Source organism: Pseudonocardia sp. ZF1, assembly GCF_056835605.1.
This window is the reverse complement of sequence record NZ_JAJNBY010000002.1, coordinates 338594-352246: the sequence shown is the minus strand read 5'-3', so window position 1 is coordinate 352246 and position 13653 is coordinate 338594. Positions and strand designations below refer to the sequence as shown.

Below are 13653 nucleotides of genomic sequence, written 5' to 3'. Positions count from 1 at the left end.
TCGGGTTCAGTCGGCATTGGTGTTGGATCGACCGCGGCGCGCGAGCTCGCCATATCGTTCGACGACGGCGTTGTTCCGAGCGCGGTCATGAACGCTGAGCTGTCGGCGTTCGGCGGCGTAGCCAGCGCGTTCTTCGTCGAGCGCAGCCAGCCGTTCCTGGTTCGGAACGGGTTTGGCGCGCTCGTCGGCGGCGGCGGCGGTCGTCCTGGCGATCATGGCGCCGAGGATCCACTCGGCCGCCTCGAATGCCAGGCCGTCGTCGGCCGACCAGGATCCGAGGTCGAGCTCAGCAAGGCTGATGGCCCGGTCGGGTCCCTCCGGCGGTTCCGGTGTCGTTGTCATGGTCAGAGCTCTCCCGTCGTCGTGCCGACTGCAGCTGATCAGGTCGCCCGCCGCGGCGGATCAGGGACAACTGGTGTGCGCGCTCCGCGCTGCTGATCTGTGTCTACCGGATGGGCACGACGGTCACGCCCAGATTCAGTCCGGTCCACGCGGTGTCAGCGGTGATCGCAGGGCCCGACAGACGGGCGGCCAGGGCCAGGCAGCAGCGGTCACCCAGGGACAGCCCGGCCGTGCGGGTGGCCGGCCACAGCTTGGACGCGGTGATCGCATCGGCCGCGTCGAGCGGCTCGATCCGGATCCCCAGGGTGCGCAGCCGAGTCACTGCACGGTCGGCGTCGACGCCGTGCTGGGCGAGCTTCTGGTGGACCTCGGCGAGGTTGACCGCAGACAGCACCGCGGTGTCGAGGTAGTCGTCGACGACCTCGGCACCGGGCTCGGCGCGGAGCCAGGCCAGGACCGCGGAGGCGTCCAGGACAGCGGGGCCGGAGGAACCTGTCGGCTCGCCCGCGCTCATCGCGCGTCCTCGGTGGCCGCCTCGGCGCGGCGCTCGGCGAGCAGCTCGTCGGTCACCGACTCCGTCGGGTCGCCCTGCCAGGACTCGGCGATCTCCCGACGCATTCGCGAGACCAGCTGGGCGCGGGACTCCATCACCACCCGGCCGTCCTCGACCGACAACAGCAACGTCGACCCCGTAGCCAGGCCCAAGTCCCGACGGACTTGTGCAGGGATCAGAATCCGGCCGTCCCGGTTGACGACGACCTCGATCCGATCGGACCCACCAGCCTGCTCCGTCATGTTCCCATAATAGCCGACTGCAGCACGCCGTACTGACAGAATCGGCGGCACTGTGTCAGAGATGCGCGGGTCCCGGCAGATGCGCGAGCGCTGCGACGAAACGATACGAAACACGAAATGCTTGGCGGGATCATCAACCAACCAGATCCCGCCAAGCAGCTAGGGTCGTCCGATGCATCGGTGTGAACCGCCCCGGCGTGTCCGGAGAGCTATCGGGTTGAGTGCTCTGACTCGGGCTGGCCGATGTGTTGACGGTAGTGCGCGGCCTCCAGCTCGGCCGGGGGCAGGTCCGCGGCAGCGGAGTGCAGCCGTCGGTGGTTGAACCAGTCGACGTACTCGAGGGTGGCGATCTCGACCTGCTCGACCGTGCGCCACGGACCTCTCGGCTTGATCAGCTCGGTCTTGAACAGCCCGATCGTCGACTCCGCCAACGCGTTGTCATACGCGTCGCCCACCGACCCGACCGAGGGCGCCGCGCCGGCCGCGGCGAGTCGTTCGGTGTAGGCGATGGACCGATATTGCGACCCCGCATCCGAGTGTGCGACCAGCCCGGACAGGTCCTTATGGCCCTGTCGGGCGCGAGTCCATACCGCGTGTTCGAGGGCATCGAGCACCAGCTCGGTACGCATCGACGTGGCCGCGCGCCAGCCCAGGATCCGCCGCGAACAGGCATCGATGACGAAGGCGACGTAGACCATCCCCGACCACGTCGGCACGTAGGTGAAGTCAGTAACCCAGAGCTGGTCCGGGGCCGGCCGGTCGAACCGGCGCTCGACCAGGTCACCGGCCCGCGGCCCACCACCGTCGATCGTGGTGCGGACCCGGCGTCCGCGGCGGACCCCGGCCAGCCCCGCCGCGCGCATCAGCCGCTCGACCGTGCATCGGGCGACGTCGATGCCCTCGCGGCCCAGCTGGATCCAGACCTTCCGAGCGCCGTAGACGCCATAGTTCTCGGCATACACCCTGCTGATCTGAGCGGTCAGTTCCTCGTCACGCACCTGCTGTCTGCTCGGGGCCCTCAACGCCGCGGCGCGGGCGGCGTAGTAGGTCGACGGGGCGATCGCCACGCCCAGCTCGGCGAGCTGGGCGCAGATCGACGCGACACCCCACCGTCGTCCCACCGTGGAGCGGGCGGCGTGCTGGTCGATGAACCTCACCAACGCTTGTGTGGCCGGTCGATCTCGGCCGCGAAGAAAGCCGAAGCAGCCTTGAGGATCTCGTTGGCCCGCTTGAGCTCCGCGACCTCCCGGCGCAGCCGCTTGACCTCCTCGGACTCCTCAGTGGTGGTGCCCGGCCGGACACCACCGTCGATCTCGGCTTGACGGACCCACTTGCGCACCGTCTCCCCGGTGCCGACCCCGAGCTTGGTGGCGACGGCGTTCATCGCCGCCCACGGCGAGTCGTAGTCCGACTCGACCTCGGCGACCATGCGCACCGCCCGCTCACGCAACTCCGGCGGATACGGCGGCTGGGAACGACGTGTCATGACTCCATCTCCTCAGAAGATCAAGTCTCCCGACACGCCGGGGCGGTTCAGTGTGACCCGCTGGACGCCAAGTCGCCACGTCGTGCCACGACAGCCAGGCCGCCAGCACGCCGACCGCACCGGGGACGGGCCGGATCCGCTACGTCCCGACGTCGCCCGGCTCGGGCCGTCGCCGGGCGAGCGTCCCAATCCCGCGCCGCACTCACAGCCCCGACCACGACACGCACGGACAGCGGTCGCGTCGGACGGCCCGGCGGGCGTTACCGCGACGCTGGGTGGCGCGTCCAAGGGGTGTTCCTGACTGGCCTGCTCGTAATGCTGCTGGCGGGCGCTGGGTTCACGGTGCTGGTCGCAGCCGGGCAAAGACGGGGTCTGGACCCCGTTGTGCTGCGCACGATCGGTGGTGCGGTACTGCTCGGCGCGGTGACGGGAGTGTTCTGGAAGGCACGGCGCGTTCTCGACCGCGAACGGCCACGAGGTGTCGCGCCACGGGGTGCTCAGGTAGCTCATCACCGAGCTCGGGACACCGTCGCCGCGCAGACCTGGGGATACCTCCTCAGTTTCGGCGCAGTGCTGGTGGTCGGCGTCCTCGGGGTGCCGGCGGCAAGCCCGTTCTACAGCGCTGCGGTCGGAGGCGCTTCCTTCGGGGCGGTGGCCCTGGCCGTCCGCGCCTGGGAAGCCGTCGCCCACTACCGAGGCGACATCCGGCAGCCGGACGAGCCCGCGAGGACCGCCTCATGAGCCAGGAGAGCCTGAGCGAGCCGCGGTGGAGCGACGTTCCCTCGCCCGCCGCTGATGTCACCGGGGTGGAGCGACCGCCAGCCGCGCATCTCGGCAGCGAGGCCGAGCTGCCGTTGACGCGCGATGAAGCTGCCTACGTCGCCGCCGCCCGCGCGCACAACACCCGCCGCGGCTACCGCTCGGTCTGGACCAGCTTCACCGCGTTTTGCACTGACCACGGTCTGACGCCGCTGCCGGCTGCGCCGGCGACGGTGTCGGCCTACCTGGTCGCGCTCGCCCAGGCCGGGGCCAAGGTGCGGACCATCGCCAAGCACCTGTCCGGGATCCGCGCCGCCCACCGCGCCGCGGACCTGCCCGACCCCGCCGTCACCGCCCGGGTCACCGCGGTCTGGGAGGGCATTCGCCGTAGCCACGGCGCCCCACCCGACCAGGCCGCCCCGCTCATGCCGCCTCTGCTCGACCAGGCTGTCGCCGCCTGCCCGACCACCCGCACCTGGAAGAACCGGCCCGAAGAGCCGTCGCTGGCCGGCGCCCGCGACCGCGCCCTACTCCTGATCGGGTTCTGGGGCGCCCTGCGCCGCGCCGAGCTCGCCGCACTCACCGTGGAACAGCTCGGTCCCGAACGGGAGCTGCGCAGCGGACGCCGCGGCCGCGTCCTGACCCTGCACCGCTCCAAGACCAACCAGACCGGTGACCAGGCCGAACTCATCGGCTTGCCCCGTGCTGAGCACCCCGACCACTGCCCGCTAACCGCCCTGGAGACTTGGCTCGATCTGGCCGCCATCACCACCGGCCCGATCCTGCGCAAGGTCTCCACCGGCAACCGCGTCCTCGACCAACCCCTGCACCCCGAGTCGATCAACAACCTCATCCAGGCCGCCACCACACGCGCCGGACTACCCGGCGGCCCCTACAGCGCCCACAGCCTCCGCGCCGGCTTCGTCACCTACGCCCACCTGCGCGGAGCCACCGACCGCGCCATCGCCCACCAGACCCGACACCGCTCCATGGACACCATCACCACCTACATCCGCGTCGACGACGTTTTCGAGAACAACGCGGTTCTGCAGATCAACTGGTAACCCGTAGAGGGGTGCACGGCAAAAACGGCAGTGGATAGGTGGTGCCACCACGTTGCACTACCGATGGTACAAAGCGCCGCTATGTCGAGCTGGTCGTTCCGCATTCGACGACAGCCTGATGAGGTGTCCAGTGTGCAACCTGTCGATCGTCGCTGCGGCGACCATGCTGACCAACCGGCGACTCGTGCCGGCGGACTCCGGCCACGAAGTGGTGATGGCAGATGCGTTGGCCGCGGCCGGGCGTGCCTTCTACAAGCCGCTGCGCTACGACGGCGATGCGGACCTCCTGCCGGATTTCGTACTGACCGACACCGATCCTCTCACCGCGGTCGAGGTCTGGGGCATGCTCGGCCGCGCCGACTACGCCGCCCGCCAGCGGACCAAAGTGGCCCAGTACCGGCTGAAACAGACCCCGCTCATCGAGTGGGATCCCTCCGGGCCGCTGCCCGATCTCGCCATTCGGCCTTGACGGTGCTGGACAGCTTGAGTCCCTGGCAGCCGGGGCCGTCGTGGCCCGTGCGGACGAGTAGGCCGGCATCCGTCCGCGTCCGACTCCGCACGCAGATTGCCGGGACGAGCACCTCGCCCCGCACGTATGACCTCCAGGTCAGGCCCGACATCCGGCGATGGCCACACGCCAGCTGACACGATCGCGGCCATGCCCGAGCGCAACGTCTGGGACGAACACGCAGCCACGTTCGATGACGAGCCCGATCACGGGTTGCGGGATCCGGTTGTCCGAGCGGCGTGGACGGAGCTCCTGCTGCCCTTGATGCCACCGACCCCGGCCGACGTGCTGGATCTGGGGTGCGGCACCGGGAGCCTGTCGCTGCTGCTGGCCGCGTCTGGGCATCGGCTGCGGGCCCACCCCTCCTGCGCCGCTGTCGCCGGTTCTGCGGGACCGGCCAGCGGGACGAGGGGCGCGGATGGCCGCCAGGGAAGCGCTCAGCGAGCACCTCCGCGAGCTGCGCGAAGCCCGCGGCCTCCTGTCGAGCGGTCCCCAAGGACCACCGCACCGGCCCGGCACGAGGACCAGGCGGATCCGATGAGCTGGCCGCGCTCCGGGTAGCAGGACCGGACACCTCTGGAGTTGTCAACGGCGGGTTTGGAGTGACCCCGTAACGACGGACTGGGACTGACCCCCTGTCGGTGTTCAGTCGTTGCTGGCGCGGTTGTGCTTCGCCAGTAGCTCGCGTCGGGCGCGGGTCCGATAGGAGTCCCCGGACAGGGTCAGCACCTCGGCGTGGTGGACGAGACGGTCGATCATCGCTGCAGCGACGACGTCGTCGGAGAACGTCTCGCCCCAGCGGCCGAAGGGCAAGTTGCTGGTGACCATGACGCTGCCTTGTTCATAGCGGGAGGCGATGAGCTGGAAGAACAGGTTCGCCGCGTCCTGGTCGAACGGGATGTAGCCGACCTCGTCGATGATGATCAGTTTGTAGCGGCGGATCTTCTTCAGCTCTGCCTCGAGCCGTCCGCTCTGGTGCGCCGCGGACAGTCTGGTGATCCAGTTGCTGGCGGTGTCGAACAGGACCGAGTAGCCGGCGTGCGCGGCCTTGACCCCGAGCCCGATCGCGAGGTGGGTCTTCCCGATCCCGGGCGGGCCGAGCAGGATCACGTTCTCGGCTTTCGCGACGAACGCGCTCGTGGCCAGGTGGGCCAGGATGTCGCGGCGCAGCGAGGGAAGATGGTCGAGGTTGAAGTCCTCCAAGGTCTTGACCTGCGGGAAGTGCGCGGTCCGGATCCGCATCACGGTGCCCTTGGACTCGCGGTCGGCGACCTGACGCTGCAGCAGCGCGCCCAGATACTCCTCGTGCGACCAGTTCTCATCGCGGGCCTGGGCGGCGAGCTGTTCCCAGCAGGCCCCGATCGTCGGGGTCTTCAGGACCCGGGTCAGGTAGGCGATCATCGCCGGTAACCCGTCGGGGACTGCGGCCAGCACCGGCCCCGACGGCTCCGGGCCGGGGTCGGTGGGCGTCGTCGGTGAGGTGGTCATGAGCTGCTCACTTCCTCAGCGGGGCTGTCCCGGCTGCTGTCCGAGCTCGGATCCGGAATCGGGGTGGGGGTGAAGTCGACGCCGAACAGGGCGTCGTAGTCGGGCAGCGCGCGCAGGGTCACCGGGTGCCCGTCGAGATGACGCCGCTCGGCGGCCCGCCGCGCGCTGCGGTCGTGGGCCAGGGCGCGGCGCATCGTCGCGGCGGTGTCGCGGTGGGCCGGGTCGGTGATCACCGCGTGGCGGGCCCAGCTGCGTTGGTGGCGGGCGACGACCTGCCCGGCGCAGTAGATGACCACCTCGCCCGGGGTGGCGGCGACGTCGACGAACCGGCCGATCACCTGTGGGTCCACCGAGTAGTCGTTGGCATCGACGCGGACGTAGTAGTCCCGCGCCAACCGGACCCGCGCGGTCAGCCCGATCGGCGGGTCCAGCGGCGGCAGCGGAGTCATCGCCGCGTAGTCACCCTCGAGCAGATCGGCCGGGCGCCCGCCGATCGCGCGGACGGTTCGGGCGTTCGCCCTGGTCAGCCAGTCGCTGATCTGCCGATTGAAGTCAGCCGGGGAGGCGAACCGTCGTCCGGGCAGGAACGAGGTCTCGAAGTAGCCGTTGTTGCGCTCGACCAGCCCTTTGAACTCCGGGTCCCGCGGCGGGGCCAGCCGGATTCTCGTGGCCAGAGTGCCGGCGAACGCCGCCGCCGGCGTCGAGACCCGACCGGTCCCGCCGATCGCGGACTCCCGGTCCCAGACCAGCGTGCGGGTCACCCGCCCCACCCCGCTGATCAGCTGCCACATCCCGGACAAGATGTCCCCGGCCTGGCGCGAGGGGATCATCGTCGCGGACAGGAACCGCGAGTAGCCCAGTGTCATCACCAGCACCGGCAGGACCCGCTCCTGCCCGTCCCCGACGGGAATCGCGGTGTCGGGGAACCACAGGTCGCACTGGGCGATCTCGCCAGGTGCGTAGACGACTCTGTCGACCGGGTCGATCCCGAGATACTCCGGGCGGATCTGACGGATCCGGTCCTTGAGCACCGTCAGCGAGTGCCCCCACCCGATCCGCTCTGCGATCACCGTGGCCGGCATCCGCGGGAACTGCGCCAACAATGCCCGCACCTGCGGCTCGACCGCATCAGCCAGCGACCCCCGCGGGCCCCGTTCCCGTTTCGGCGGGCCCGGCGCCCGCAGCGCGGAACGCACCGTGTTGCGGGCCACCCCCAGCCGGCGGGCGATCTCCTTGATCGGCACACTCCGCCCGATGTAGACGACGGATCTCGGCCCAGTCCTCCACCGACAACACCCCCTCAGCGTCGTCCAGAAGGGGTCAATCCCAATCCGACGTCAGGGGGTCAGTCTCAGCCCGTCGTCGACAGGAGTACCGCTGCATCTCCAACGGGAACCCGACCCAGAGCCAGGAGACCATCTGGTCGCTCTACAACCTGCGGTACTGACCACGACCGACCGCGCCGCCCCAGACGACGACGGCCGCCCCCGGGTCTAACGGGGGCGGGCCGTGCGGCCGCCCCAGGAGGTGCCAGGGCGGACGTCAGCGCGTGTTGAGCACCGGCCGCGTGCCCGCCGGTGCTGGGGCGTCCAGGTCGGTGACTCGCTCCCCGTCGAGGAAGATGCGGCCCGCGGCGAAGTGCTCCGCGATGGCGTCCTGACCGAGCCACGCCAAGCGGTCTCTCACAGTCGGGACGTCCTGCGGCGCGGTCTCATCACTCACGCCGGCCATCCTCCTCCGCGGCGATCCGGAGCAGCTCGGTGAGGGCCGGGCGCCACGCGTCGGCGCGCTCGTCGACCCGGGCCCGCGTCGCAGCGATTCGCGCCTCCTGCCGCTCCCAGGCACCCGGCAGCCCCGGCGCCGGATGCGGTCCGACTACGCCGCGCGCGACGGCGAGGGCTTCCTCGGGGGTCACCGGGACGCCTTCCGCAGGTCCGACACCCGCTGCTTGGACAGCTGGAGGACCCGCGCGATCTCCGTCCCGGACAGCCCGAGCTCGTCGAGGAGCGCGACCGCGGCGCGGGACTCCTTCGCCGCGGCCTCCTGCTCCAGCTGCGCCGCCCGAATCCGCGCCCGGGACGCGGTGACCTGCTCCTGCACGGCAGGGTCGAACACCGGCCGGATCTCCAGCGGCGCGTCCCCGTCCCGGTCGTCCAGCGAGAGGTAGTCCCGCACCATCGCCTCGGCGCCGCCGAGGGTGCGGCACTGCGTCACGCCGACCTCCTGGCCGTCGGCGTCGGCGATGTGGAGTTCCCAGCCGCGCTCCCACCGGTGCGCGGTCACGAAGTACGTCGACGTCACTGCAACCACCCTTCCGGCAGGCACGCCATGCGCTTGCCGATGCTGCGCACCACTCCGGGGGAGATGGTGCGGTGCCGGGGGACCGGCGTGGTGTGGGCGCCGCACGGGCAGCCCCACTTGGTGTGCGGCCCGGACTCCGACAGCACGCGGCAGCCGTGAGCGAGGAGGGCTCGCTCGATGTCGCGGAGCTTCATGGACGGGACCACACTCACGATGGTACGCCCCGGCCGGACTGCCGTGTCTACCCCGGGTGGACAACTACGGCTGTGCGCCGAGTCCTGACCCGCCGCGCCGGAGCTTCCCCGACGCGAAGTCCGGACGGACGGGGAAGGCTTCCCGTGTGGGTGGTCAGAACGCGGTCTGCGCTGCTCGTCATCACACGTCCAGAAGCTAGGCACCCCCAGGAAACAGCACCCGCAGCGAACCTGAACACCGGATGGAACTTCCCACCACAAGAGGTGGAACGAGCTGAACACGCGGGTGCTGTCGGCCTAAGGTTGTCGACATGGCTCGCCCCGTCCCGCCTCGTGTCGCCCCGGATGCCCTTCCCGCTCTGGCCCCGGTCGGGTCGATCACAGCGCGGATCCGGGCGTTACGGCCGAGCCTGTCGCCGACCGGGGCCCGGATCGGTGACGCGGTCCTCGCCGCACCGGCAGAAGTCGTGGGGATGACGGTGAGCGAGCTGGCAGACCGCACCGACACCTCGGTCGGCAGCGTCGTGCGGTTCTGCCAGGACAACCTCGGACTCAAGGGGTTCCACGACCTCAAGCTCCGCTTGGCGGCCGAGACCGCTCCCCCCGCCGAGGCGAGCGCCGCCGTCCCCGGCACACCGGGTGAGACGGTGCAGGCCGTCCTCCAGACCGCGGTGACCGGGTTGGAGGAGCTTCCCAGCGCCCTCGACCACGCCGTCCTGATCGAGATCACCCAACAGCTCCACCGGGCCAGCCGAGTCCTTGTCGCCGGAGTCGGGACCTCCGCGCCGATCGCGGCCGATGCCGCCTACCGGCTACGGATGCTCGGCGTGCACACCGAGAGCCTCGCCGACCCCCACCAACAACATCTTGCCGCGCGCATGCTCGACGCCGACGGATGCTGTCTCGCGATCAGCCACACCGGCCAGACCCAGGAAACACTCACGACGTTGCGCGCGGCCACCGCCGCCGGGGCTGTGACCATCGGGATCACCAGCTACCTGCGCTCCCCGTTCACCGAGCTCTGCCGCCACACGGTCGTCGCTGGCGCCACCGAACGACACGGCCTGGAGGCCACCGCCAGCCGCCTAGTCCACCTCACCGTGATCGACGTGATCATCGCGCTCCTCGCCGATCTCGACCCCGCTACGACGACACACACCCAACGGATCTACGCAGACGCCGTCGCCGAGCATCGAGTCTGAGTCCGACAGGCGGACCGGAGTATCCAGCTGCGACTGGCCGGGGTTGGTCGGTGGCCGGGGTCCGCGCGGCGTCGGGGGCCTCAACGACACATACCGCCGACGACGGCGATCCAGCTCGGCGAGCCCGTCACCAAGCCTCGATCTCGGTCATATCGGGCTTCTCCTCGAATGCGGCCCAGCGGGGGGCCGGGGTGCGCGGTGACCGTGGAGGTGTTTGTAGCAGGGGCTCCTCAGCCCTGGCAGCATGGGCCGATGCCGATCCCCTCAGGCCTTCACCGTCGCCGTGGCGATCTCGAGCAGGTCCGGTTCCGCGGGGGCCGTCTCTCCGGTGCACTGCTGGAGCTGCCCGCGGAGCTGGTGGCCACGGCGAGCACACGGTTGGTGGTCACCGCGGGCGGCAGGGTCTTCGACCGGACGCTCGGCCGTGACGTGGCAGAAGCGCGGGTGGTCGAGCTGCCGCACGCGATGCGTAGCTGAGCCAGGCCACCAGAGCCGCTGGCAGGGCTGCTCAGCAGGTGTTCCTCAGCCGGGTGGCCTCCGGAATCTGCGGCGAGGGCTGCGACTACCGGGCCGCCAGCCGCGCCTGCTCGAGGGCCCCGGCCGGGGCCCGACGGTCACACACCGTCCGTACCGGTCACGGCGGTCGTGGTGGAGCGAGACCCCGCCAATGCACGCTGGCCAACCACGGCGTTCGTCCTTGTCTCTGCGGCGGCCGTTCTGCTGTCGTGCGCCTACCCCTCGCCGGTGCCCAGGCTGCGTCTGTTGGGAGCTGGTCGCTCCATAAGCGACTCGGGCGCCGGTCCGAAGCCGATCTTCCCGTAGAGCCCGTGCCCGTCCTTCGTATGCAGCAGCCATCTCATCTGTGTGGACGCGGGATCATCGACGAGCTCGGAGACGAGTGCGATGCCCAGGCCACGCCCCCGGTGGTCGGCGAGGACGTAGACGTCGGCCAGGTAGCCGAACGCGACACCGTCCGACACTGCTCGGGCGAAGCCGACTTGGGCACCTGTTGGGGTGTAGAGCCCGACGCATCGCCAGGAACAGCGGATCTGCTCGGCCACGTGGTCTGGGCTGCGCCAGCGGTGCCAATAGGCTTCGGTCAGGAGGTAGCCGCAGATTGCGACAAGATCGAGGCGTGCCGGGTCGTCGTCGAGTTCATAGCCGTCTGGTGTGGTCCTCCTCAACTGCTGTTCTCCTTCGACGGAGAGTCCTGAAGCGATGGCCTGTGGACACCGAGTGTGAGCGCGACCACCACCACGACTCCGACGCACCCGGCACCGGCGATCACGGTGGACGGCGGGACCACCTCACCCAGTCCGCCCCAGGTCACGGCGGCAACGCCCTGGACCCCGAGGAGGAAGACGTACTGGTAAGCCAGCGCGCGACGCAGCAACCGGGGTGGTGTGCGTTCCGCGAGAAGCGAGTCAAGTCCCGCGTTGTAGGCCAGGCCGAGGCCGGACAAGAACATCAGAGTCACAGCGACGGGCAGCGGGGGCTCCAGGACGAAGAAGACCAACGGTGCACAGAGCAATACGGCTCCTGGCAACACGAGCTGGCGCTGCAGCGATGTCGGGACGAGCCGGGTGGCGACAAGGTCGGACACCACCATGCCTCCGGCACTCGCCGAGAGGAACAGCGCGAGGTCCCGCTCGGGACGACCGAGCCCGACGACATAGGGCGCGGCCAACGCTTCCGAGGCGATCGCGAACGATGGTGTGAGCCAACCGATCAGCAGCAGCCGCCGTGTCGCGGAGTGCCGCCACACCTCACGGAGCGATCCGGAGCTGTCCTCCACCGATCGCGACGTCGTGCCGTCCCAGCCGCGATCTTTGGTCCCGAACCGCAGCAGCAGCCCCGCGGCCGCGAACGAGACGGCGTTGGCCAAGAGCGCCCCCCGGGGTTGCAAGAACAAGAGCAACGCACCTCCGAGGAGGTAGCCGACGACCAGCGACGACTGCGAGATCAGGCGGATCACGCCGCGGCCGAGTACGAACAACGGCCCGTCACCGAGCAAGTCGGGTAGCACCGCGGAGCGGATCCCGACAACGACCGGGGCCAACGTGCCGACCAGGAACATTACGGTAAGGATCAGCCAAGCGGGCAGGCCCGGGATAGCGAGAAGGCCCACCAGGACGGCGCTGATGCCGTTGCAGAACACCGCCAACGGGCGCGGCCGGAACCGATTCATCAGTCCCGGCACCACCACACCTCCGAAGAGGTGAGGAAGGAAGATCAGGCTGAACCCGACGGCGGCCAGCAGTGGCGAGGACGTCTGCTCGAACACAAGGACTGTGACCGCCAGACCACCGACGGCATCACCGAGCATGGAGACGGCATGAGCTGTCCCGATGCTGCGAAACTCCCCGACGCCGAGCAAATCCCGGTAGGTTGCTCGGTGGGTCCTCCCGGCATCGTGGGTCACGGCGTACGGAGCCGTAGGCGCCGCTCGGCTCCGTACCAGTCCGTCATCTCCTGTCCTGCAGCGGCGAGCTGCTCGGCCATGTCGGAGACCGCCTTTTCGATCTCCTGCATCTCCTCAGGGCTCACGTAGTCGATCCGATCGAACAGATCCGCGCTGATGTCGTCGTGGGACTCACCCTCGTTCACATCGGAGTGCTGTGCGATCGGAGCGATAAAACCGTCGGGCAGGTTTAGGCGCTTGCAGTTCTTGACGAACGATTCGTTGAACTCTGGTTGCGGTTCCTCAAGAACGAACAAGACCGCCTTCAGTCCGAGTTGAAATGTTGCCGCGAGGACACCCAGAGACGACATCATGGCGAAGGTCGATGGCAACGGTAGCGGCGCCGATGTCACAGGATCGATGCCGACCGTGGACAGCGACCGAATGAGCATCCGGTCATGGTTCATCTCAGATTGGTAGAACTCTCGGAGCAACATCATGCTCTTGTGGTCGTCGGCTTGCGCCAGTGCGGGCGCCAGGACTCGCGGGCAGTGGGCCACAACATGGTAGTACTCGATCGCATATCCGATCAGCTCAGCCCGGGTAGCGGTTCCCTGGAACAGGCGTTCGGACAGTTGGCGTGGATAGAACTCGCCTGCCGTAGCCATGGTGGTCAGGTAGCGGCGTCGTGCCCGCCGGTAGGCCTGCCCGCCGGTGAACCCGCTCGGCGCTGCACCGGGGGCGTCGGTGAGCAGTCCCTGGGCATCTAGCTGGCCGAGGATGGTTTCGACCTCGAGGTCGCGGTACTGCGACTCAAGCTCTTCGCGGCTCGGGCCACCAAGGCGTAGTGCGGACAGCAGGTCGCGAGCCCGATCGGCGGTGGCGTCGTCGAGCTCGATCAGGCAACCTCCGCCGCGATAGGTTAGATCGACCTGACGCGGCTCCATGTGAAGCGCTACGCCCGGGCGGAAGACCGGACGTCGTGGAAGCGAGGCCGTCATGTCGTCACCTTTCCGGCGTCGTGCTGGACTGTCCGTAGCAGGGGCCGCTCGGGGACTGACCAGTACCTCCAGATCTCGTTGTAGAAGTTGCGGGGGTCCTGACCCCGTTCCG

General features: G+C 69.4%; 17 protein-coding genes and 1 pseudogene. 5 read left to right on the top strand and 13 right to left on the bottom strand.

What is annotated here, in order from left to right; genetic code table 11:
• Positions 1-6: 6 nt before the first annotated feature.
• The 4 genes from ZF1_RS28880 to ZF1_RS28865 form a co-directional block, all read right to left on the bottom strand.
• On the bottom strand, positions 7-342 hold the full coding sequence (locus ZF1_RS28880) for a hypothetical protein (RefSeq protein WP_482638898.1): 336 nt from the start codon (positions 340-342) through the stop codon (positions 7-9).
• 103 nt (positions 343-445) lie between these two features.
• Positions 446-856, bottom strand: a complete 411-nt coding sequence (locus tag ZF1_RS28875; protein ID WP_482638897.1) for a type II toxin-antitoxin system VapC family toxin — start codon at positions 854-856, stop codon at positions 446-448.
• On the bottom strand, positions 853-1137 hold the full coding sequence (locus ZF1_RS28870; RefSeq protein ID WP_482638896.1) for an AbrB/MazE/SpoVT family DNA-binding domain-containing protein: 285 nt from the start codon (positions 1135-1137) through the stop codon (positions 853-855). Before ZF1_RS28870 ends, ZF1_RS28875 begins: the two co-directional genes overlap by 4 nt.
• Positions 1138-1346: 209 nt before the next feature.
• Positions 1347-2623 (bottom strand): IS3 family transposase gene (locus ZF1_RS28865; protein ID WP_232021061.1). Its coding sequence is split into 2 segments (ribosomal slippage): positions 1347-2335 and positions 2335-2623, totalling 1278 coding nucleotides; the frame shifts between segments, so codons are not numbered across the junction.
• A gap of 315 nt (positions 2624-2938) precedes the next feature.
• On the opposite strand from ZF1_RS28865, the gene ZF1_RS28860 reads away from it, so the two are divergent.
• The 3 genes from ZF1_RS28860 to ZF1_RS28850 all read left to right on the top strand — a co-directional run bounded on the left by ZF1_RS28860 (position 2939) and on the right by ZF1_RS28850 (position 4915).
• Complete coding sequence (locus ZF1_RS28860; protein WP_379673501.1) at positions 2939-3364, top strand: hypothetical protein; 426 nt, start codon at positions 2939-2941, stop codon at positions 3362-3364.
• Complete coding sequence (locus ZF1_RS28855) at positions 3361-4446, top strand: site-specific integrase (protein ID WP_482638895.1); 1086 nt, start codon at positions 3361-3363, stop codon at positions 4444-4446. Before ZF1_RS28860 ends, ZF1_RS28855 begins: the two co-directional genes overlap by 4 nt.
• Before the next feature lie 130 nt (positions 4447-4576).
• On the top strand, positions 4577-4915 hold the full coding sequence (locus tag ZF1_RS28850; RefSeq protein ID WP_482638894.1) for a hypothetical protein: 339 nt from the start codon (positions 4577-4579) through the stop codon (positions 4913-4915).
• A 684-nt stretch (positions 4916-5599) separates the two neighbouring features.
• Here the strand turns inward: ZF1_RS28850 and istB are convergent.
• The 6 genes and pseudogenes from istB to ZF1_RS28820 all read right to left on the bottom strand — a co-directional run bounded on the left by istB (position 5600) and on the right by ZF1_RS28820 (position 8949).
• Positions 5600-6442, bottom strand: a complete 843-nt coding sequence (istB, locus tag ZF1_RS28845; RefSeq protein ID WP_482638893.1) for an IS21-like element helper ATPase IstB — start codon at positions 6440-6442, stop codon at positions 5600-5602.
• Positions 6439-7738: pseudogene (istA, locus tag ZF1_RS28840) on the bottom strand (IS21 family transposase). The gene istB and the pseudogene istA overlap by 4 nt, the downstream one beginning before the upstream one ends.
• 246 nt (positions 7739-7984) lie before the next feature.
• Positions 7985-8164, bottom strand: coding sequence for a hypothetical protein (locus ZF1_RS28835; RefSeq protein WP_482638892.1), 180 nt, complete (start codon positions 8162-8164; stop codon positions 7985-7987).
• Positions 8157-8357, bottom strand: coding sequence for a hypothetical protein (locus ZF1_RS28830; RefSeq protein WP_482638891.1), 201 nt, complete (start codon positions 8355-8357; stop codon positions 8157-8159). The genes ZF1_RS28835 and ZF1_RS28830 overlap by 8 nt, the downstream gene beginning before the upstream one ends.
• On the bottom strand, positions 8354-8743 hold the full coding sequence (locus ZF1_RS28825; RefSeq protein WP_482638890.1) for a hypothetical protein: 390 nt from the start codon (positions 8741-8743) through the stop codon (positions 8354-8356). The genes ZF1_RS28830 and ZF1_RS28825 overlap by 4 nt, the downstream gene beginning before the upstream one ends.
• Positions 8740-8949, bottom strand: a complete 210-nt coding sequence (locus ZF1_RS28820) for a type II toxin-antitoxin system HicA family toxin (protein WP_482638889.1) — start codon at positions 8947-8949, stop codon at positions 8740-8742. Before ZF1_RS28820 ends, ZF1_RS28825 begins: the two co-directional genes overlap by 4 nt.
• A gap of 299 nt (positions 8950-9248) precedes the next feature.
• Between ZF1_RS28820 and ZF1_RS28815 the strand changes: the two genes are divergently transcribed.
• Together ZF1_RS28815 and ZF1_RS28810 are read left to right on the top strand one after the other, a co-directional pair.
• Positions 9249-10139: a MurR/RpiR family transcriptional regulator gene (locus ZF1_RS28815; RefSeq protein WP_482638888.1), complete on the top strand. Its 891-nt coding sequence runs from the start codon at positions 9249-9251 to the stop codon at positions 10137-10139.
• 252 nt (positions 10140-10391) lie between these two features.
• Positions 10392-10616: a hypothetical protein gene (locus tag ZF1_RS28810; RefSeq protein WP_482638887.1), complete on the top strand. Its 225-nt coding sequence runs from the start codon at positions 10392-10394 to the stop codon at positions 10614-10616.
• A 254-nt stretch (positions 10617-10870) separates the two neighbouring features.
• Here ZF1_RS28810 and ZF1_RS28805 read toward each other — a convergent pair whose 3' ends face one another.
• Genes ZF1_RS28805 through ZF1_RS28795 form a run of 3 tightly spaced genes read right to left on the bottom strand, consistent with a single transcriptional unit; the run spans position 10871 to position 13541 of the window.
• Positions 10871-11323, bottom strand: a complete 453-nt coding sequence (locus tag ZF1_RS28805) for a GNAT family N-acetyltransferase (RefSeq protein WP_482638886.1) — start codon at positions 11321-11323, stop codon at positions 10871-10873.
• Positions 11320-12561: an MFS transporter gene (locus tag ZF1_RS28800; RefSeq protein WP_482638885.1), complete on the bottom strand. Its 1242-nt coding sequence runs from the start codon at positions 12559-12561 to the stop codon at positions 11320-11322. Before ZF1_RS28800 ends, ZF1_RS28805 begins: the two co-directional genes overlap by 4 nt.
• Complete coding sequence (locus ZF1_RS28795; protein WP_482638884.1) at positions 12558-13541, bottom strand: iron-containing redox enzyme family protein; 984 nt, start codon at positions 13539-13541, stop codon at positions 12558-12560. Before ZF1_RS28795 ends, ZF1_RS28800 begins: the two co-directional genes overlap by 4 nt.
• Positions 13542-13653 lie beyond the last annotated feature (112 nt).